The 20,444-nt window shown below is 39.5% G+C and carries 19 protein-coding genes; 16 read left to right on the forward strand and 3 right to left on the reverse strand.

Going from position 1 to position 20,444, the window contains the following annotated elements; genetic code table 11:
- The first annotated feature begins 58 nt into the window (after positions 1-58).
- From ABFY81_RS00780 to ABFY81_RS00795, 4 genes are read left to right on the forward strand one after another with little or no spacing between them, the layout of a single operon-like run.
- Positions 59-1,303 carry an acyl-CoA dehydrogenase family protein gene (locus ABFY81_RS00780; protein WP_263613824.1) on the forward strand — a complete coding sequence of 415 codons (1,245 nt, stop codon included), beginning with the start codon at positions 59-61 and terminating at the stop codon, positions 1,301-1,303.
- A 17-nt stretch (positions 1,304-1,320) separates the two neighbouring features.
- Complete coding sequence (locus tag ABFY81_RS00785; RefSeq protein ID WP_347912780.1) at positions 1,321-2,442, forward strand: phosphotransferase family protein; 1,122 nt, start codon at positions 1,321-1,323, stop codon at positions 2,440-2,442.
- The gene (locus ABFY81_RS00790; RefSeq protein WP_347912781.1) at positions 2,439-3,137 is read left to right on the forward strand and encodes a histidine phosphatase family protein; all 699 of its coding nucleotides are present in this window, start codon (positions 2,439-2,441) and stop codon (positions 3,135-3,137) included. Before ABFY81_RS00785 ends, ABFY81_RS00790 begins: the two co-directional genes overlap by 4 nt.
- 15 nt (positions 3,138-3,152) lie before the next feature.
- Entirely contained in the window at positions 3,153-3,896 is a 744-nt protein-coding gene (locus tag ABFY81_RS00795; protein WP_347912782.1) for an SDR family oxidoreductase, read from the forward strand.
- 34 nt (positions 3,897-3,930) lie between these two features.
- Here ABFY81_RS00795 and ABFY81_RS00800 read toward each other — a convergent pair whose 3' ends face one another.
- The 3 genes from ABFY81_RS00800 to ABFY81_RS00810 all read right to left on the reverse strand — a co-directional run bounded on the left by ABFY81_RS00800 (position 3,931) and on the right by ABFY81_RS00810 (position 7,529).
- A complete protein-coding gene (locus ABFY81_RS00800; RefSeq protein ID WP_347912783.1) occupies positions 3,931-5,187 on the reverse strand; it encodes an OprD family outer membrane porin in 1,257 nt (418 codons plus the stop codon).
- Positions 5,188-5,296: 109 nt separating this feature from the next.
- The gene (locus ABFY81_RS00805; protein ID WP_347912784.1) at positions 5,297-6,646 is read right to left on the reverse strand and encodes an MFS transporter; all 1,350 of its coding nucleotides are present in this window, start codon (positions 6,644-6,646) and stop codon (positions 5,297-5,299) included.
- A gap of 415 nt (positions 6,647-7,061) precedes the next feature.
- Positions 7,062-7,529 carry a MarR family winged helix-turn-helix transcriptional regulator gene (locus tag ABFY81_RS00810; protein WP_009392094.1) on the reverse strand — a complete coding sequence of 156 codons (468 nt, stop codon included), beginning with the start codon at positions 7,527-7,529 and terminating at the stop codon, positions 7,062-7,064.
- Positions 7,530-7,678: 149 nt separating this feature from the next.
- On the opposite strand from ABFY81_RS00810, the gene ABFY81_RS00815 reads away from it, so the two are divergent.
- The 12 genes from ABFY81_RS00815 to ABFY81_RS00870 all read left to right on the forward strand — a co-directional run bounded on the left by ABFY81_RS00815 (position 7,679) and on the right by ABFY81_RS00870 (position 20,437).
- Entirely contained in the window at positions 7,679-8,788 is a 1,110-nt protein-coding gene (locus ABFY81_RS00815) for an amidase (protein WP_347912785.1), read from the forward strand.
- Positions 8,789-8,824: 36 nt separating this feature from the next.
- Positions 8,825-9,973 (forward strand): acyl-CoA dehydrogenase family protein, encoded by a 1,149-nt coding sequence (locus ABFY81_RS00820; protein ID WP_347913399.1) that lies wholly within the window; start codon positions 8,825-8,827, stop codon positions 9,971-9,973.
- Positions 9,974-9,998: 25 nt separating this feature from the next.
- Positions 9,999-10,358 (forward strand): hypothetical protein, encoded by a 360-nt coding sequence (locus ABFY81_RS00825; protein WP_000387554.1) that lies wholly within the window; start codon positions 9,999-10,001, stop codon positions 10,356-10,358.
- 10 nt (positions 10,359-10,368) lie between these two features.
- On the forward strand, positions 10,369-10,896 hold the full coding sequence (locus ABFY81_RS00830; RefSeq protein ID WP_347912786.1) for a nuclear transport factor 2 family protein: 528 nt from the start codon (positions 10,369-10,371) through the stop codon (positions 10,894-10,896).
- Positions 10,897-10,925: 29 nt separating this feature from the next.
- Positions 10,926-12,203 (forward strand): aromatic ring-hydroxylating dioxygenase subunit alpha, encoded by a 1,278-nt coding sequence (locus ABFY81_RS00835; RefSeq protein WP_174765838.1) that lies wholly within the window; start codon positions 10,926-10,928, stop codon positions 12,201-12,203.
- A 10-nt stretch (positions 12,204-12,213) separates the two neighbouring features.
- A complete protein-coding gene (locus ABFY81_RS00840; protein ID WP_174723697.1) occupies positions 12,214-12,699 on the forward strand; it encodes an aromatic-ring-hydroxylating dioxygenase subunit beta in 486 nt (161 codons plus the stop codon).
- A 10-nt stretch (positions 12,700-12,709) separates the two neighbouring features.
- A complete protein-coding gene (locus ABFY81_RS00845; protein WP_347912787.1) occupies positions 12,710-13,447 on the forward strand; it encodes an SDR family oxidoreductase in 738 nt (245 codons plus the stop codon).
- Positions 13,448-13,481: 34 nt separating this feature from the next.
- Positions 13,482-14,435 (forward strand): PDR/VanB family oxidoreductase, encoded by a 954-nt coding sequence (locus ABFY81_RS00850; protein ID WP_347912788.1) that lies wholly within the window; start codon positions 13,482-13,484, stop codon positions 14,433-14,435.
- Positions 14,436-14,480: 45 nt separating this feature from the next.
- Positions 14,481-15,437 carry a p-hydroxyphenylacetate 3-hydroxylase reductase component gene (locus ABFY81_RS00855; protein WP_081399139.1) on the forward strand — a complete coding sequence of 319 codons (957 nt, stop codon included), beginning with the start codon at positions 14,481-14,483 and terminating at the stop codon, positions 15,435-15,437.
- A 198-nt stretch (positions 15,438-15,635) separates the two neighbouring features.
- Positions 15,636-16,550 carry a transcriptional regulator FeaR gene (gene feaR, locus ABFY81_RS00860; protein WP_004701415.1) on the forward strand — a complete coding sequence of 305 codons (915 nt, stop codon included), beginning with the start codon at positions 15,636-15,638 and terminating at the stop codon, positions 16,548-16,550.
- A 208-nt stretch (positions 16,551-16,758) separates the two neighbouring features.
- Positions 16,759-19,074, forward strand: a complete 2,316-nt coding sequence (tynA, locus tag ABFY81_RS00865) for a primary-amine oxidase (protein ID WP_347912789.1) — start codon at positions 16,759-16,761, stop codon at positions 19,072-19,074.
- A 145-nt stretch (positions 19,075-19,219) separates the two neighbouring features.
- Positions 19,220-20,437 carry a hypothetical protein gene (locus ABFY81_RS00870; protein WP_347913400.1) on the forward strand — a complete coding sequence of 406 codons (1,218 nt, stop codon included), beginning with the start codon at positions 19,220-19,222 and terminating at the stop codon, positions 20,435-20,437.
- Positions 20,438-20,444: the final 7 nt, after the last annotated feature.

Here is a 20,444-nt window from a genome sequence, read left to right on the forward strand (position 1 = left end):
ATATTAAGTTTCAAGTTATGTTGATGTAAAGACCAGATAATGATGTAAAGGAAAAAGAATGTTTGAACTCTCAAAAAAAGCTCAGGATTTTACCGAGCGAACAAGAAAATTTATTTTAGAAGAAATAGAACCTGTCGAAGCAAAATTTTGGGAAGAAGTTCATGAGTTAAATCCAGATGGAAACTGGAAAAAATGGCAATGGCCTGAGCTTTTAGAAACTTTGAAATCTAAAGCTAAGCAAGCTGGTCTTTGGAATATGTTTTTACCCGATGAAAAGCTGGGTGCAGGGTTAACTGTTCAAGAATATGCGCACATAGCTGAATTAACTGGCCGCAGCTTATTGGCACCTACCGTTTTTAACTGTAATGCACCAGATACAGGAAATATGGAATTGTTATGGCGCTATGGCAGTGAGCAGCAAAAAAAGCAATGGTTAGAACCTTTATTGGACGGAAAAATCCGTTCAGTTTTTTGTATGACTGAACCAGATGTCGCGTCAAGCGATGCAACCAATATGCAAGCCACTGCACTCATCGACGGTAATGAAATTGTTTTAAATGGCAAGAAATGGTGGTCGTCTGGCTTAGGTGACCCAAATGCTAAAGTCATTATTTTTATGGCACATACCCCAGATGAAACCAAAGACCGACATCATCAACACTCTATGGTTTTAGTACCGATTGACAAGGCGGGCGTTGAAATTCAACGGATGTTACCTGTGTTTGGTGACTATGATGCCCCGCATGGACACGGTGAAGTCCATTTTAATAATGTTCGAGTGCCTCTTGAAAACTTTATTGGTGGAGCTGGCCAAGGTTTTGAGATTGCACAAGGTCGTTTAGGACCAGGGCGTATTCACCATTGCATGCGTTGTATTGGAGCTGCTGAAAAAGCTTTAGAGCTTATGATTGATCGAGGCATGTCTAGAACGGCGTTTGGCAAAGAAATTTTAAAACTTGGTGGGAACCTCGAACGCGTAGCTGATGCAAGGGTAGCCATAGATCAAGCCAGACTTTTAACCTTGTATGCCGCTTATAAAATGGATACTTTAGGAAATATGGCTGCTTTAACAGAAATATCTGCAATTAAAGTAGTCGCTCCAAGTGTATTAGAAAAAGTAGTCGATATGGCGATTCAGCTACATGGCGGTGCGGGCGTTTCAAGAGATACGCCATTAACGGGTTTCTTTGCCCAAGCACGCAGTTTACGTTTAGCTGATGGACCAGATGAAGTACATAAAGGCATGATTGCCAAATTAGAGTTGGCCAAACGTGGTTATTTCGGTCGTCATAAGAAAGTATAAGTTTAAAGGAAGTGAAGATGTCGGTAATTGATATAGGCGGTGAAGTACGTGAAGGTGAAGAACTTGATATTGGGGCAGTTGAAAACTGGTTAAAAAAACAAGGTGTTGAGTTGGTTGGCCCAGCGGTCGTTACTCAATATACAGGTGGGGCGTCGAATTGGACTTATCGTTTAAAGTATGAAAATACCGATTTAATTTTACGTCGTCCTCCAAAAGGAACAAAAGCGAAATCGGCCCACGATATGTCCCGTGAATATATGGTGCAGAAAAATCTTGCACCTTATTATCCGGTGCTTCCTAGAATGGTGGCACTTTGTCAGGATGAATCGGTCATTGGCTGTGATTTTTATGTCATGGAACGCATTGAAGGTATTATTCCTCGTGCAAAATTACCGCCTGAGCTTGGCTTTAATGAAGAAAATGTTCATGAGCTTTGCGTAAATGTTATTGATAAGTTGATTGAATTACATCAAGTTCCTTATGAGAAAACGCCTTTAGCTGAACTTGGCAAAGGAACAGGATATTGCCGTAGACAAGTTGAAGGTTGGGATAAGCGTTATGAAAAAGTCCGCACAATCAATGTCCCTTCTTTTAAATATGTCCGAAAATGGTTAAATGATAATATCCCTCAAGACTCTACGACTTGTATTATTCATAATGATTGGCGTTTTGATAATGTGATTTTAGATCCAGGGCATCCAACAGAAGTGATTGGGGTGCTGGATTGGGAAATGGCGACCTTAGGTGATCCATTAATGGATTTGGGTAGCGCTTTGGCCTATTGGGTTGAGCCAACGGATAACATGATTTTTAGATCGACGCGCCGTCAGCCGACTCACTTAAAGGGAATGTTTTCTCGTAAAGAAGTCGTTGAATATTATTTACAAAAAACAGGATTGAAGCCTCAAAACTGGGCTTTTTATGAAGTGTTTGGTGTATTCCGTTTAGCAGTGATTGCCCAGCAAATCTATTACCGTTATTACCACAAGCAAACCCGAAATCCTGCATTTAAAGATTTCTGGATCGTGATTCATGCGCTACATATCCGAGCTTTAAAACTTATCGTACAGCAAAAATTGCAGAAATCTGAATTTGCTCAGCAATCTATACAGAAAATACAGGGTATTTTAAGAAAATGACCACAATTTATCTGGTAAGACATGGACAGGCATCATTTGGTAAAAGTAACTATGATGAGCTTTCTGAAAATGGTGAGGCTCAGGCGACTTTATTAGGCCATTATTTTAAGCAAATATTGAAAGAACAACCTTATGTGGTTGCTGGAACTATGCAGCGTCATGAGCAGACTGCAAAGCTCGCACTAAATGAATGCTTTCCAGATGCGGTAATTCATCATAATAATTTATGGAATGAGTTTAACCACCAACAGGTTTTTGCCCGTTATGAACCGCGTTTTGAACAGCCTGAAATGTTAAAAGCTGACGTAGCGCAAGAACAGAATCCACGCGCATATCTTGCCAAAATATTTGAAGGGGCCATTGGACGATGGACAGATGGTGACTTTCATCATGAATATGATGAGTCTTGGCCACATTTTAAAGAAAGAGTCGAAACGGCGTTGCAGCAACTTTGTGATGAGTTAGCAAAAACCAAACCTCGTTATGCAGTCGTTTTTACCTCTGGTGGTGTGATTTCTGTAGCAATTGGAAAATTACTTGAACTGAGTCCTAATCGAACTTTTGCGTTGAATTGGGCAATTGCGAATACAAGCCTCACGACTTTACGATTGGTTGGAAATGAAGCTCAGGTTTTAAGTTTAAATGAACATCATTTTATAAAAGCTGAGCGTCCAGATTTACTGACATGGATTTAAAATAAGGATAAAAGCATGGCGAAGACAATTTTAATTACAGGTGCAAGTTCTGGTTTAGGCGCGGGTATGGCGTATGAATTTGCAGCCAAAGGTTATAACTTAGCGATTTGTGCACGCCGTTTAGACAGATTGGAAACTTTAAAAACTGAACTGGAAAATCAGTACGGTATTAAAGTCATTGCAAAAAGTCTGGATGTCACCAATTACGATCAAGTTTTTGAAGTATTTCGCGCCTTTAAACAAGAGTTTGGCTATTTAGACCGAATTATTGTAAATGCGGGAGTCGGAAATGGCCGTCGTATTGGTAAAGGTAATTTTGAAATTAACAGAGCCACAGCTGAAACAAACTTTATTTCTGCTTTAGCACAGTGTGAAGCAGCAGTTGAAATTTTTAGAGAGCAAAACGCAGGTCATTTAGTGGTCATGTCATCCATGAGTGCTATGCGCGGATTGCCAAAACATTTATCGACCTATGCAGCGAGTAAAGCTGCGGTCGCTCACTTGGCTGAAGGTATTCGTGCTGAATTACTGGATACACCAATTAAAGTTTCAACCATTTTCCCAGGTTACATCCGTACCGAAATGAATGAAGGTGCTAAACGTCTACCTTTTGAGGTAGATGCCAAAACAGGATGTAAAGCTTTGGTCAAAGCTATTGAAAAACAACCTGTAAAAGCTTATGTGCCGCAGTGGCCATGGTTACCAATGAGTATTGCTATGAAGGTTTTGCCTTTAAGATTAGTTAATAAATTAGGATAAAAAATACCCCCTAAATTTAGGGGGTATTTTTTAATTAAAACTTTTTGGTGTAATTGACAAAAAAACGGTCTTCGTCAAAGTCATTGCCGTGCTTAACATTGTAATCAATACGAATATATTGCAGAGCCACGCCTTTTAAGAAGGGTTGCTGAAACGCATAGTTTAGAATGACATTTGACTCAGTTTCATGATTTTTTTCACCATTGGCTGCTTTAAAGTCATTTCCGTAAACATATTTCACCATCGCATTTAAGCCCGGCACGTAATCTTTAAAGTCGTAGCCATACATGACATGGTAAGACTTTTCATCTTTTTTAAAGAATCCCGTGGCATTCCAGTTAATGAAGTAGGTCTCTGGCAAAAAGCCATCCGGTAAGGGATAGGCTGACTCGCCGATAATTTGCTGGTAACCCAAACCAAAGGTATGATTTTTTACTTTGAGTGTTTCTAAAACTCCAATGTTTTGCGCATCGATATCAAAAATATTGCCGTCATTTTTTGCATTGAAGTACTTAAACTTAGAAGTAAGCGTAAAGTTAGGTTGTTTCCAATTATGCTCTAATCCTACATAGTGTTTGTTGTAGAGGTCTTCTAAATTACCAAAGTAATATTCGCCCTTGAGTGACGGCGTAAATTGATAGCGCAGGTCAATGTAATTCAAGCCATCAGATTCTTTGGTAATGCCATTTGAAGTGAACGAAAACTTTTTAAAGTCTTCTTCATTTCTTGGCGACACTTTTTCCACTCGGCCAATTTCGGCATAGAGCTGATCTGAAAGTTGTGACTTTAAGTTGGTTCCCCAATACGAAGTGAGTAACTGACGACTAGCATCGACTGCCGTTACAGGTAAATCTAGCCAGAGTTCACCGACACTTAAAAGTGTTTTGTCATAGCCCAGCTTTAAAGTCGCGCCGTATTTTAAATAGTCTGAAGCCTGAGATTGCGTTTCTTTATTAAAAGGCAGAACAGTATCTGCGACGTGTTTGTCAGAACTTAAACGCACGGCATATTGAACAGAAGCATCAGCCCCAATCGTGATTGGCTTGTCTGCTATAACTAACGGAGTGTCATGCATTTTCGATTTATAAAATAAAGATGCTGCCTGAGACCAGCTACCCGTATCTTTGAGTGCATCATTATCAAAATCGCGATTGATATAAGCATTCTTTAAAGTGAATTTCCATTCATCTTCAGTTTGCTGATTTGGATTTGCAGCCCATGAGTTGCTGCACATCAGTAATAAAGTGGCAACAGCTAAAGTGTGTGGTTTAAAGCGGTGAAATAATTCCATAATCCATTTCCCAAGTGTAAGCCAGTCCTCGGCACTACGTAATTTTGAATATTTCGGTACTCTCTAAGCGTTTAGTTAGAGAGTACATTTTTGCAATTGGTGAGACCTATTAATTTAATTTTTCAAGCTTCATGCTTTGACTAAAGAATTTGCAGCCTTTAAAAAGTAGAATTAAAGCCAGTACACAAGACAAACCACCCACAATAGATAAAGAAGAACCCACCATTAATGGGCTACCAAAAACTTTATCTGTAATTATGGCTACCAGTGTTGTACCAATACCGAGTCCAATTAAGTTACTCACCAAAAGGAATAGGGCAGAAAGGCGTGCTCTAAATTGGTTGGGTGCTAACATTTGTAATGCTGTTGCCGAAATTACTAGAGGGAAAGATGCAAAGAACATTGCAGGAATCAGTAAGCTGACTGAAAGCCAGAGTTGATCTGTTTGGGTAAAAAATGCAATTGGAATAATCAGGCCAACAATCCCAATCACACCTGTGAACATCGGTGCATCTTGACGACCTTTTTTTATAAACCAGTCGTTTAGCCAACCTGCACAAAACACGCCTAATGTATTTGCAACTAGCAATATAGTGCCGAGCATATAGCCTGTTTCAGTCGGCACGAGTTGAAACTTACGAATATAAAATGCTGGTGTCCAACTAGTCAGACTGTAGAGTGCCATTGCATAAAAGGTAAAACCTAAATAGTGACAAGCAAATGTTTTTGCATGTTTCTTGATAAACTGAAGGCACTGCGTGAATTTAACTTGGTCAACTTGTCCGCTTTGGTTGAGCTGTTGACCTTTACGTGCAGGGTCTTTAACGGTCAAAATAAAAAGCAAACCAATAATGATGCCGGGTAAACCTACTACAAAAAAGGCAATTTGCCATGCTTTAAGTGCGCCTAATAGTGGAACTTCAATGAGTGTCACGCCTTTAAGTAAGTTAATCACATAACCGCCAACTAAGAAGGCAATACCTCCACCCAAAAAAGCGCCAATTGAATAAATCCCGACCGCGCGGCCTAGTTTGTCCTTACTAAACATGTCGCTGAACATTGAATAAGCGGCTGGAGATAACGCAGCTTCACCCACACCGACTGCCATACGGCTCAAGAACAGTTGAATAAAGTTTTTACTTAGGCCACAAGTTGCCGTTGCTAGACTCCAAACAATAATCCCGATTGAAATTAGTTTTGGTCGTGAAAAACGATCGGCAATATAGGCTAAGGGTAAACCCATAACAGCGTAAAACAGTGAGAAGGCAAGGCCATGTAACAGGCTAAATTGTGTATCTGAAAGTTGGAGATCTGCTTTGATGGGTTCAATCATCAGCGCCAGAATTTGGCGATCAATAAATGAAAATATATATGCCAACATACAAAGTGTGACGACATACCATGCATAAGCATTGCTTTTCTTTTGTGTCCTTTCAACAGCGATATTACTTTGGTTCATACACTTAATCCTTATGTATAAAACGCTTAAAGAAATTGATATCTAACTTTTATTATTCCTCTGAAGTTTTCGATATTTCCCCCTTTTAGATAAGAATAATAAATAGGCTAGAAATGAGTAATTTGGTCTCGTACAGACCGGAAGAGTGCGTCTAAACCCAATTAGGAGTTAATGGGTTTTTAAAGATCATGGAATTATTATTTTCTTTTTATATGTAAAATTCCATTACTTATTGAGTATGTTAGAATACCTAAAAAGTATGTTAAGTAAACAGATAGTAATAATTTATTAAATTAAAATACTGATTTTTATTTATTTTTTAATATTAAAACTTATTTTAATAAAGAGCAGCGAGAAAAGAAGAACTGTTTCATGCTGCTCTTGAGCGCATTGAACCCGATATCAAGTCAAATAATTAACTTGATGGCATGAGATCAAATAATTTTTTTAACTGGTGATTTAAATTGTGAAGCTCATCTTCTGAAAAAGCATTTAGGATGCCTGCCAAGGTAACCACACTAATTTGATTAATCTGTTCAACCAGCTCAACACCTTTGGCCGTTAATTTCACCATCGAGATGCGTTCATCGGTGGTAGAAGAGTAGACCTCAACAATTCCATCTTCTACTAAGCGATATACAGCTTTTGTTGCCGTAGTTAACTTTAAGGTAGAAAGATTAGCGATATCGGTAATGCTGGCTTCACCCAAAGCATTAGTACTTAAAATGATTTTACGGCGTGTATTATCAATACCTAGTTTTTTTATTGATTTTTCAATGAGTTGTGAATATTTTCCGTTAACTTGGGATACCCAAAAAAAAGGGAAGTTTTGAATACTCGACGGTTCTTTATTAGGAAGAAATTGTTCTAAATGATCAAGCATAGCTAAGCAATAACTTAGTGAAAAAAGGGTAATCCTATTATAAACAAAATTTTGGATATTTCCTTGAGAACAAATTATAAAAAATACTTGACAATTCCATTAAATTTTCCGATATTTTGATTAATGAATAAAAATACATGGAAAAGTGAATGAATATTGTTAGCCAAAGCGTGCACAAAGGAAGTGGCAAGCTCAAGGTGATGGTCAAGGACACAATTGATATTCAAGGTCTAAAAACCATTGCTGGTAGTCGAGCTTTATTAAATGTTGAACCTGCTCAAGATGATGCTGAGGTGGTTAAAAACATTTTAAAAGCTGACTGTGAAATTATTGCCAAAACAAATTTGCACGAATTGGCTTTTGGTATTACAGGCATTAACCACGCTTTTGGTACACCCATCAATCCAAAATATCCTGAACTTATTCCAGGCGGATCTTCGAGTGGTTCGGCTGCGGCAGTTGCTGCTAAACAAGCTGACTTTACTTTAGGTACAGACACGGGTGGCTCTATCCGTATGCCCGCTGCGTGCTGCGGAGTTTTTGGATTAAAGCCAACTTTCGGTCGCGTGAGCAGAAAAGGCGTATATCCGCCGTCAAGTTCTTTAGATTGCGTGGGTCCTTTTGCAAATTCAGTCGAGATGATTGAAAAGGCCATGCAAATTATTGATCCAACTTTCAAACCTACTGAATTTACTAGTGCACCAAAACTTGCGGTTTTAGATGTCAAAGCAGATGAGGTTGTTTGGAGCTGTATTCATCAAGCACTTCAAAAAGCCAATTTACAGACCACTTCAGAAAAGGTTGAACATTTTGAAGCAGCTTATGATGCAGGCATGCAGATTATTAACTATGAAAACTGGCAAGCTTTTGGTGAGTTAACCCAAACAGGCTTAATTGGTTCTGATGTAAATAGTCGTTTATTAAAAGCAGCCCACACCACTTTAGAGCAAGTGCAACAAGCGGAAGCTGTGAAAGAGCAGCTCATCCAAGAACTCGATGCTTTATTAGAAAAATATGATGCATTGGTTCTACCGACACTTCCGCAAATTCCACCAAAAGTTTCTGAAGCTGAAAACACTGTCGCTTTTTTGAATCTTACTGGTTTAGTTCGACCATTTAATTTATCAGGTCATCCCGTTATTTCAGTACCACTTGAAACCAGTGAAGGTTTACCAGTGGGCTTACAGATCGTATCGAAGCATCAAAAAGATGAGCAATTATGCGCTATAGCTAAATTTTGTGTTGATGCAATGCAATAAATTACAAGGAGTTAGATGATGAATAAGTTGTCTAAAATGGAGTTTGATTCTCAAGATAAAGCAATTGACTTAGATGCTTTGTGCCAAGAAATTCGTGAGCGTGCCTGTACAGGTGAATTTGATAATCAGGCTTATGTAAGCCAAGACGTTATCGAAAAGCTAAAGCAAATCGGTGTTTACCGTGCACTGGTTCCTAAACGTTTTGGTGGTGAAGAATGGTCACCAAGACAGTTTTGTGAATTGATCGAGACTTTATCTAAAGCTGATGGTTCAGTGGGTTGGGTAGCAAGTTTCGGTATGAGCCCTGCGTATTTAGGAAGTTTGCCAGAAGAAACGCTTAAAGAATTGTACCAAAACGGACCAGATGTGGTGTTTGCTGGAGGTATTTTTCCGCCACAACCTGCTGAAATTACCGATGAAGGTGTCGTGGTTCGTGGACGTTGGAAATTTTCCAGCGGCTGTATGGGAGCAGACATTGTTGGCGTGGGGATTTCACCGCTTAAAAACAATGAAATGCAGGGTTTACCACGCATGGCAGTGATGCCTGCGAAAAAAGCCAAAATTGAAATGACTTGGGATACCGTTGGCCTAAAAGGTACGGGAAGCCATGATTTAGTCGTTGAAGACGTATTAGTCGAAAAGAAATGGACCTTTGTACGTGGTGAACCTTCAAAACTAAGCGAGCCATTTTTTAAATATCCGTCACTGTCTTTAGCGACTCAAGTCTTAACCGTGGTGGGTATTGGTGTTGCAGCTGCTGCATTAGAAGAATTTGAAAAATTAGCGCCAGGTAAAGCATCTATTACGGGCGGGTCAGAAATTGCAAACCGTCCAGTGACTCAATATGAGTTTGCTCAAGCAGATGCAGAGTTTCAGGCTGCAAAATCTTGGTTTTATCAAACCATGGATATTGTCTGGAATGAAATTATTGCTGGGCGTGAAGCAACTGCTGAACAAATTAGTGATATGCGTCTGGCATGTACCCATGCAGCGCGAGTTTGCGCCAAAGTGACCCGAAAAATGCAAATGCTCGCGGGTATGACAGCGATCTATACCAACAATCCATTTAGCCGTTTTGTGAATGACACCAACGTGGTGACTCAGCATGCCTTTATGGGTGATGCGACTTTACAAAATGCAGGCTCAATCAGTTTCGGGTTAAAGCCAACCCCAGGTTATTTATAAGTTTAATTTTTAAAAGGATATTGAGATGGAAGCTAAAAAATCATTACGCGTTTTGTTCTGCATGGGTATTAACCAAAACTTTTTTGATGCAGAGCCTGCTGAAGCAAAAGCAGTTTGGGCAGCGTTTGGTGAAATGTGGAATGGTATTCATGACTTACCGGGCGTACATGTTTTTGGAAATCTTGATGATGACCAAAGCATGGTTGGCCCAAGTGCTGGCTGGCCTTGGACAACGTACTTGCTTGCAGATGTTCCAGATATTGAAACAGTACATGCGGCTTGTAACTTGTTTAGAACGACGGTGGTGGGTGAAGGTCCATACAAACTTTGGAAATATTGCAAAGTTGAAGCTCGTGTTGGGCGCGAATTGATTATCCAACGTTAAGGCGACCGCAATGACTGACAAAGTGAATTTTGCAGAAATCTTAGAGCGACTAGAACAGTTAGAAGCGCACAACGCCATTCGCAACTGCCTGAACCGTTATATGGAAATCTGCGACGAGCTCAATGCAAATACAGACCTTGACGAGCTGATGAATCTTTTTGATCAGGACTGTATTTGGGAAGGTGTTGGCGAGAAATATGCCAAATCCTTTGGCCGTTATGATTCTTGGCAGTCGATTTACGACATGTTTAAAAGTTATACCCAAAAAGAATCTCACTTTGTTATGAATGCACACTTTGTAAATTCTGAACAAATTTATGTAAATCAAAATGATGCATATGCTTCATGGCTGATGTTGCAAACTTCAACGTTTAAAGATGGCCGTAGTCATTTGAATACAGCAAAGCTCACCGTGAAGTTTCAAAAGCAAGCAGATGGAACATGGAAAATTAAACATTTCCAAACACAGAATATTTTCAGTCGTCCCGTATCGCATTGGCACAGTGAAGCCGAATTGCCAGTACCTTCCCAGGAATGACCCAGGACATATTTAAAAGGACTATTGATATGAACAGTATTATCCCGACGCATAACATTGGCACTGATTACGATACTTTGGTTCAAAGTGACCGTGCCCACACCTCTCTTTATAAAGATGAACGCATTTTTGATGAAGAAATGGAAAAAATCTTTTATAGCACTTGGGTGTGGGTTGCACATGCCAGCGAAATTCCAGAAGGTGGAAGCTATAAAACGATTAACATCGGTAAACAGCCTGTGGTTGTGGTGCGTGACCGTAAAAAGAAAGTCCATGTACTTTTAAACCGTTGCCGTCACCGTGCAGCAACCGTATGCGAACATAAAAAAGGAAAAACCAATAGTTTTGTATGTCCGTACCACGGTTGGAGTTACGCACTTGATGGTAGTTTACGTGGTGTGCCATCTCCAGAAAGCTACGGCGATTGTTTAGATAAGTCAGAATTACCGCTGGTGAGTCTACGGGTAGAAGAATATAACGGCATGATCTTCGCTTCATTTAAAGAAGACATTCAACCGCTTGAAGAGTTCCTTGGGCCTGCGAAAAAATGGATTGACCTGTTTATGAAACAAGGTGCGGGTTATCCAATTAAAGTGTTGGGTGAACACCGTTTCCGTTTTCCGGGTAACTGGAAAATCCAGCTTGAAAATACCACCGATGCATATCACTTCCCGTTGGTACATAAGTCATTCTTAAGTTCTGTAGATGAAAAAACAGAAGAACTCTTTAACTTCGAAAACCAACCGGGCTTTGTTGAAGACTTAGGTAATGGTCACAGTGTTATGGTGATGATTCCTGATCTTGTCGATTTAGACGAAGAGCTCATGGAGCGTCCAATTCAAGAGCGTTTTGAAGATTTGGCTCAAGCTTTGCGTGATGAAGGCCATGAAGAATTAGAAGTGCGCCGTATTGTTCGTGCAGTCGGTGGTTCTGGCTTTAACTTAAATTTATTCCCGAATATTGCATGTTCGATGGCGTTCTTCCGAGTGTTACAGCCAATTTCAGTTGCAGAAACAGAAATTCATCACTCGGTAATTACGATGGACGGTGGTCCACAAATTGCCAATCAATATCGCTTACGTTTGCATGAACATTTCCAAGGTCCATTTGGTTTTGGTACACCAGATGACTCAGAAGCTTGGGAGCGCGTACAGCACGGTGCCAATGCGGGTAATGATTTATGGATTATGCTCAACCGCGGTTTACCGGGCGAAGTCAAAACTGAAGATGGCTTAAAAAGTGATGTCAGTGCTGAAACAGGTATGCGCGCAGCATATCAGCAGTGGAAAAAGATGATGAAGGCTTAAGGAGAGAGCAATGAATATGAATCTGCAATTATTAAATGAAGTCACTGCTTTCATCTGGGCTGAAGCAGATATGTTAGACCACAGTGAATATCGTGAATGGCTGAATTTATGGAATGAAAAAGGCATTTATATCATTCCAATTGACCCAAACCTCACTGACTACGAAAACAACTTAAATTATGCCTATGACGATAATCATATGCGTACTTTACGTGTACAGCGTCTTGAAAATGGTGAAGCGATTTCTACAGCGCCTAAAGCAAATACTGTGCGTAGCATTTCTCGTGTAAGAGTGATTCAAGATCAGGATGATGAAATAGTTTTACGTTGTGCTCAAAACTTACGTGAATTCCGTAAAGAAAACCTCAAGCATTACACAGCTGATATTACCTACCATCTAACTCGCGATGCGGCTACAGGTTTTAAGATTAACCGTAAAATCATTAACTTGGTTAACTCAACCGATACCTTAGCTGGTATTAGCTACATTCTTTAGGAGCGGTAACATGAAACAAGTTGTTTTAGTGACAGGTGCTGCTTCTGGACTCGGTAATGTCATTGCTGAATATTTTGCGAGCCAAGGCCATCAAGTGATTTTGTCAGCGAGTACGCTTGAAAAAGCCGAAAACGCCAAGGCACAAAGTCAATATGCACAACATATGTTTCCCTTGAAATTAGATATTTCAGTTGAGGCAGATTTTCATGCTGCGGTGCAATGGATTGAAGAGAAATTTTCTAAACTTGATGTGTTAATTAACAATGCCACCGTAACCAAAGCAACGCCGGTATTAGAAATTACTGCAGCCGATTTTGATTGGGTGACCCAAGTTAACCAACGCGGCACCTTCCAAGCTTGTCAAATTATTGGTCAATATATGGCTAAAAAAGGTTATGGACGCATCATTAATATGGCGTCGTTAGCAGGACAAAATGGCGGTACGGCAACAGGTGCACACTATGCGGCAACCAAAGGTGCGATTGTGACGTTAACCAAAATTTTTGCCAAAGAGTTTGCGGCAAAGGGGGTGACGGTCAATGCGGTTGCACCGGGTCCGATGGAATCTCCAATCGTTCATAGTGTGGTGTCTGACGAAAAAATGGAACAGTTCATCCAAAATATTCCGGTTAAAGCCTTAGGAAGTATGCATTTTATTGCTGAAACTTGTGGGTTGCTTGCGAGTCCAAATGCGGGGTTTGTGACTGGCGCAACATGGGATATTAACGGTGGTTTATTCATGCGTTAAGCCAATCGCTTAACCATGAAAAGGGAGTTAAATCATGACTACACTTTATGATGTTGTCGTTAAAAATCGCCATGTGGAAGGTGGAAATATTGCAGTCATGGAATTTGAATCTGCAACTTCTACAACATTGCCAAAAGTTGAAGCGGGTGCGCATATTGATGTGCACTTACCAAATGGCATGGTGCGCCAATATTCACTTTGCCAAAATCCAAATGACGAAGGTAAGTTCCGCCTTGGAATTTTACGTGACCCTGAATCACGTGGTGGCTCAGTCTCGGCTTTTGATGAAATTAAAGATGGCATGCAAATTCAGGTGAGCGAGCCAAAAAATTTATTTCCACTTTTAAAAGCCAAACACAGTGTATTGATTGGCGGTGGAATTGGAATTACGCCGTTAATCACGATGGCCTATCAACTTGCACATGAAGGTGAATCATTTGAGCTTCACTACTGTGGGGCTAGTCCTGAACATTGTGCTTTTGTTGATGAAATTAAAAATGGTGAGTTAGCAAAATACACGACTTTCCATTTTAAATCCGAAGGTGCAAGCCATCGAGCATTTTTTGAATCTGCTATTAAAGATATTGACTTAGAGAGCCATATTTACACCTGTGGTCCAGTCGGTTTCATGGATTGGGTGATTAACCTTGCCACGACTCATGATTTTCCTGAGCAGCAAATCCACAAAGAATATTTCCAAGTCGAAACTGACATCTCTGGAGATTCATTTGAGGTGGTGGCTGAGCGTAGCGGAAAAATCATTATGGTTGAAGCTGGCGAAACCATTTTGCAGGCTTTGGCTAAAGAAGGCATCGACATTGAAATGTCTTGCGAGCAAGGCGTATGCGGAACCTGTATGTGCGATGTAATTGAAGGCGAACCTGATCATCGAGATGTTTATTTTACTGACGAAGAAAAAGCCAGCAATGAACAAATATTGGTGTGCTGTTCGCGCTCTAAAACACCGAGACTAGTTTTAGATATCTAATGTTCTCGCGATTTATATGGATGTAAGAGAAGGTTTAGGAGAAAGATGATGAATGTATTACAACAAATAGATGAGTTTACGGTCGATCCACTACAGTTCCGACGAGCATTAGGAAATTTTGCAACAGGTGTTACCATTGTTACTGCACAAAATGCACAAGGTGAGAAAGTCGGTGTAACTGCAAATAGTTTTAACTCGGTGTCACTCGACCCACCGCTTATTTTGTGGAGTATTGATAAAAAATCGTCAAGTTTTTCAGTATTTGAACAAGCCACACATTTTGCAGTCAATATTTTATCGGGCACGCAAATTGAACTGTCTAATAAGTTTTCGAGACGCAATATTGATAAATTTGCAGACACCAATTTTCAACTTGGTGCAGGACGTGCACCAATCTTAGAAAATTGTTCTGCGGTATTTGAGTGCGAACGCTATCAAGTGATAGAAGGTGGTGACCACTGGATTATTGTTGGTAAAGTGGTTCGTTTCCATGACCAAGGCCGAAGCCCGTTGGTCTACCATCAAGGCGCATATTCTTGTGTCATGCCGCATCCGAGCCTTCAAGTTAAGCAAACTGAACAGAACGGCGTAGACCAAACACATTATGGACACTTATATAACAATGTCTGCTATTTAATGAGTCGTGCTTTTAAAGCCTATCAAACCGACTATATTCCTAAGCAAATGGCTTCTGGGTTCCGTACTAGTGAATCACGTCTCTTACTTGTTTTGGCTAGTGGTACTGCTTCAAGTAAGGAAGATTTACCGCGCGATATTGCTATGCCAATGCAAGAAGTTGAACGGTCGGCTGAAATTCTAAAATTTGAAGGGTTGCTGGTCGATCACGATAATTTGTACGCACTGACTGAGAAAGGTAAACAAACGGCGCAGTATTTGTTTGATATTGCCGATAGCCACCAAAATGAGGTGTTTAAAAAGTATTCTGAGGAACAAAAGGATATTTTTATTACCATGCTGCGAGATTTTGCAGGAGTAGCATAAGTCCCATTAAGCTGATAAATTGAATTGATTTATCAGCTTCTTTACATCTAGCTGACTATCATCAAAACAATTCCAAGGATAAGGAATTTTTGGCACACAATTTGTTTATCAATAAAACAAGATTGCAAATAAGCCAAGACAGTGCACCACCACAAACGCAAAATTTTGAGCGGTTGCACATGTATAGAGAGGTAAGGGATGAACCAATATGTAAGCGATGCATTACTCACATGGACGCACCATATTAAAAGTGTGTGCGGCAATTTTGAAACCGATTTTGACGGAACCCGTAATTTATTCATTGGTGAAGTTCAGTGCTTTTTATTGGGCGATACTGAAATTGCTTTTATCAAAAACAATGCCAATAAGATTGTCCGAAAAGCCGATGAAATTGATCGAGTGAATAATCGCTTTTGTTTTTTGATTTTGCAGTATTCGGGAAAAATGCTGCTCGAGTATAAAAATGAAACTCTTAGCCTAAATGAAGGAGATATTGTGTTGGTCGACCCAGTCGAAACCATTTCAATGTATCCGCAAGGTTTGGTAAGTCAGATTTCAGTCCATCTGTCGCGTGAAAAATTACTGAAAGAAAATATTAGTACCGAATATTTTGGAAAACTGATTACGCAAAATATGAGTGGTTTTTTACTCAAGAATATTTTGAAAAATATGTCTGCTGAAAACATCAAACTTTGGTACGCAACTGAAGATGGTAATGCTTTTGAAGATGCATTGATTGCCTTAATCAAACCGACAATTAATTATAAAAATATTAATAGCTCCAATAACCTCATGGAAAAAGCTGAGCGTTATATTATAGAAAACTTAGCAAAACCAGATTTAACACCTAAATTAATTGCAGAGCATATTGGAGTGTCGCTACGTCATCTCTACCGTCTATTTCTTCAAGAAAATTTATCTATTAACAAATATATACAGCTCAAACGCCTAGAAAAAGTTAAAGCAGATTTGCTTGATAAAAAGAACAAACAAAGCTCAATTACCCAAGTTGCCTTGAAATGGGGTTTTTGGGATGGCGCTCATTTTTCAAAAATCTTTAAAAAGACTTATGGTATTTCCCCTAAAGAATTTAGAGAGGGTATGTCGGTTTAATTCTTTCATCTCTCAATGTCATTTTTAGACAAGTTCGACGTCATTCTTGAACAAGCTAGCCCTATGTAACTGTGTTGAAATTAAATTCATTAGAACAGGTTAGATAAGCTTAATAACCATAAAACTATTAAGTTGGTCTAATGAATTTCACTCACAGGAAGTGCATTTTAACTATCTGATTCAGATAGTTCAGGGATAGATGAAAAGGATGAAACCAATGCGTAAACAACGATTATTGAATGACATACAAAAAATACTGGCACTTAACTTATCAATCGCTGCAAGCTTTTGGGGACTCAATACTCAAGCGTTTGCTCATGGCGGCCATGCCGAAATGGTCTCACTTTATCAAAACATGAGTGAGCAAGGTGCTAAAGTTGTTAAAGATGATTTTACCAATACTTATATGATCACCAAAGGTTCTATGGTGGTTCGGGCCAAACCCAATTCAGATCAGGTCTTGGTGAATGGCAAACCTTTCAAACTCAGCGTGCCTTTATTAATTAAGGATGGTAAACCTGTTATTGGAAAAGATTTTTTTAATGAAGTATTCCAGTCTGGTTTAGATCAAACTTTTAAAATTGAAAATACGTTTCACCCGCTCAATAGCCTAAACTCTGACGAAATCAAAAAGACCTTTGATGTGATTAATCGCTCGAAATACGCCTATAAAAATATGCGTTTTGCCGAGTTAAAGCTTAAAGAACCGGAAAAAGCCAAAGTCTGGGATTACTTTATTAATCACAAAGAATTTAAAGAAGATCGTATTGCCTCATTTATTTTGTTAAAGGGTAGTCAAGCGATTGAAGGTGAAGTTAACCTTAACACTCAACAAGTCACTAAATGGAATGTACTTAAAGACACTCATGGAATGGTGTTACTCGATAATTTTGAAGCCGTACAGCGTGTAATTGAAACGAGTAAAGAATATCAGGAAGCTTTGCGCAAACGCGGCATTACCGATGCGAAGAAAGTGATTGCTACACCGCTAACTGTTGGATATTTTGGCGGTAAAGATGGGCTTGATAAACAACTCAACATATTAAAAGTCGTCGCTTATCTCGATGTGGGCGATGGCAATTATTGGGCACATCCTATTGAGAACCTAGTTGCTGTAGTCGATTTAGATAAAGAGAAAATTATAAAGATTGAAGAAGGTGCGATCATTCCTGTGCCAATGGCAAATCGACCTTATATGTCGGATAAGCCCGTAGCAAGTAAGCTAAAACCACTCAATATTACTGAACCTGAGGGTAAGAACTTTAGCATTACTGGCCAAACCATACATTGGGGGAATTGGTGTTTGCATGTGGCGTTAGACTCTCGTGTTGGCTTGCAGCTTTCAACAGTGACCTATAAAGATAAAGGTGTGAAGCGTAAAGTCATGTATGAAGGGAACCTTGGTGGAATGGTAGTTCCATATGGTGACCCTGATATTGGATGGTACTTCAAATCTTATTTAGACTCTGGCGAATACGGTATGGGAACACTTACCTCATCTATTCTTCCGGGAACAGATGCACCTGACAACGCTGTTTTACTTGATGCCGTGATTGCAGACTATAAAGGCCAGCCACAAGTGATTCCAAATGCCATAGCTGTATTTGAACGTTATGCTGGACCTGAATATAAACATCATGAAATTTTTGGCAATCAGGATGCGAGTGAAGCTCGCCGTGAACTTGTGGTGCGCTGGATTAGTACGGTTGGAAACTACGATTACATGTTTGACTGGGTATTTGCCCAAAATGGTGTAATTGGAATTAATGCGGGTGCAACGGGTATTGAAGCTGTTAAAGGCGTTAAATCACGCACCATGCATGACAGTACCGCAAAAGAAGATACCAAATATGGAACTTTAATTGACCATAATATTGTGGGCACAACGCATCAGCACATCTATAACTTCCGCTTAGATATGGATGTCGATGGTGAAAATAACAGCTTTATGCATATGGACCCTGTGGTGAAAGCCAATGACAAAGGTGGTGTTCGTACAAGCTCAATGCAAATTGATAGTAAAGTCATTACCAATGAGCAAAATGCGGCTGAAAAATTTGATCCATCCACTATTCGCTTACTCACCAATTTCAACAAGGAAAATAAATTAGGCAATCCAGTTTCTTATCAAATTATTCCTTTTGCAGGTGGAACACACCCTGTGGCGAAAGGAGCTAATTTTTCTAAAGATGAATGGTTATTTAAACGTTTGAACTTTATGGATAAGCAAATTTGGGTGACTCAATACAATCCAGCTGAACGCTATCCTGAAGGGAAATATTCAAACCGTTCAACTCATGATACAGGGTTAGGACAATTCATTGGCAACAATGAAAATATCGAAAATAAAGACCTTGTGGTGTGGATGACAACAGGTACAACCCATGTAGCACGTGCTGAAGAGTGGCCAATCATGCCAACAGAATGGGTGAATACACTCATCAAACCTTGGAACTTCTTTGACAGCACCCCGACTTTAAATTTGGGTGAACAAGAGCAAAACACACAGCACGACCATCACTAAACGAGTAAATGATCTAGGGTGGGTAATGAATTGTTTACCCACACTTGAGCACGGTTAGGCCGTTCGCAAAAAAAGGAATTTCTCAATGAAAAATTTATTTTCTCAGGTTGTGAGAGGGACTCTCTTTGTCTCATTTTTTTCAACTGTGCATGCCGGTGAGCTTGAAATTAAGCCAACTTTTGAAGCAACTTTTGGAGCTTTTAGTAGTGGTAAAAGCTATAACGGCGAAAATCTAGAGGATGAAAGAATTAATTGGCAAGAAGGTCATCTTAAATATGGTGCTAAAGGACAGTACACCTTTAAAAACAATCAGCTCTATGCAGGTTTGAGCGGTATTAGCTCGGCAACATTTGGTGATGGTGATGCCGGCCAAAATAGTAATGGCAAAGAACGTAAAACAGATGTAAATGAATGGATCATTGGTTTTAAAGATGGCACTAATAAAGATGAGTTGACGACCTATGATTTAAGTATTGGTCGGCAAAATATCATGATTGGTGACGGGTTCTTCATTGCAGGTGATGCGTTAAACCTTGGTAAAGCGCCTGCGGATGGTACATTAGATCGGGGCGGGGCATATTATCTGGCAGCTCGTCGAAGCTTTGATTTTACAAGTTTGCTTCAATACAAACCGCAAGAGAACACAACCTTAAAGTTGGCTTATTTAAAGTCCGACAATAAAGCACAATTTTCACCTGAACTCTTTGTGACTGATCTGATGTATCAGCTTAAAGATAAAGGCGTTGGGTTCACCTATTTAAATGTATTAGACCTTGATGATGCTGAACACATTTCAGGGCGCAAAGATCTTAAAAACTATGCTTTACGTTTGAATTATCAACCTTTACCAGAATTACAGCTCAAAACTGAGTTTGTGGTGCAAGATAAAAAAGATGGCAAAGAAAATGCTGGCTACTTGGCACTGAACTATAACTTTTTATCTTCAAAATATACGCCCTCATTAGGCTATCGTTTTAGTCATTTTTCAGACCAATACGACCCTATGTTTTATGGAAATACAGTCGGGTTTGGTACATGGTTTCAGGGCGAAGTTGCCGGAAACTATGCGGGTCCATTTAATAAAAATGCAGATATTCATCAAGTTTCTTACATGATGAACTTGAAAGAAAATTTTATGTTGGGTGCTTTGGCCTATAAGTTCAAAACAGTAAATAAGTCTTTAACCAATGTGGATGGACATGAGCTGGATGTATTTTCGGTCTGGTCGGTTAATAAAAAATTCAACGTTATTCCTTTAGTGGGAATCTATAAACCAAAACACGATATCCATAGCGGTGGTACTCAAAACTACGATGACAAAACCAATGTCTATGCGCAGTTAATTTTGCAATACATCTATTAATAGATCC

Source organism: Acinetobacter sp. WA-87 (assembly GCF_039938935.1).
In the GTDB taxonomy this organism is placed as follows: Bacteria; Pseudomonadota; Gammaproteobacteria; order Pseudomonadales; family Moraxellaceae; genus Acinetobacter; species Acinetobacter seifertii.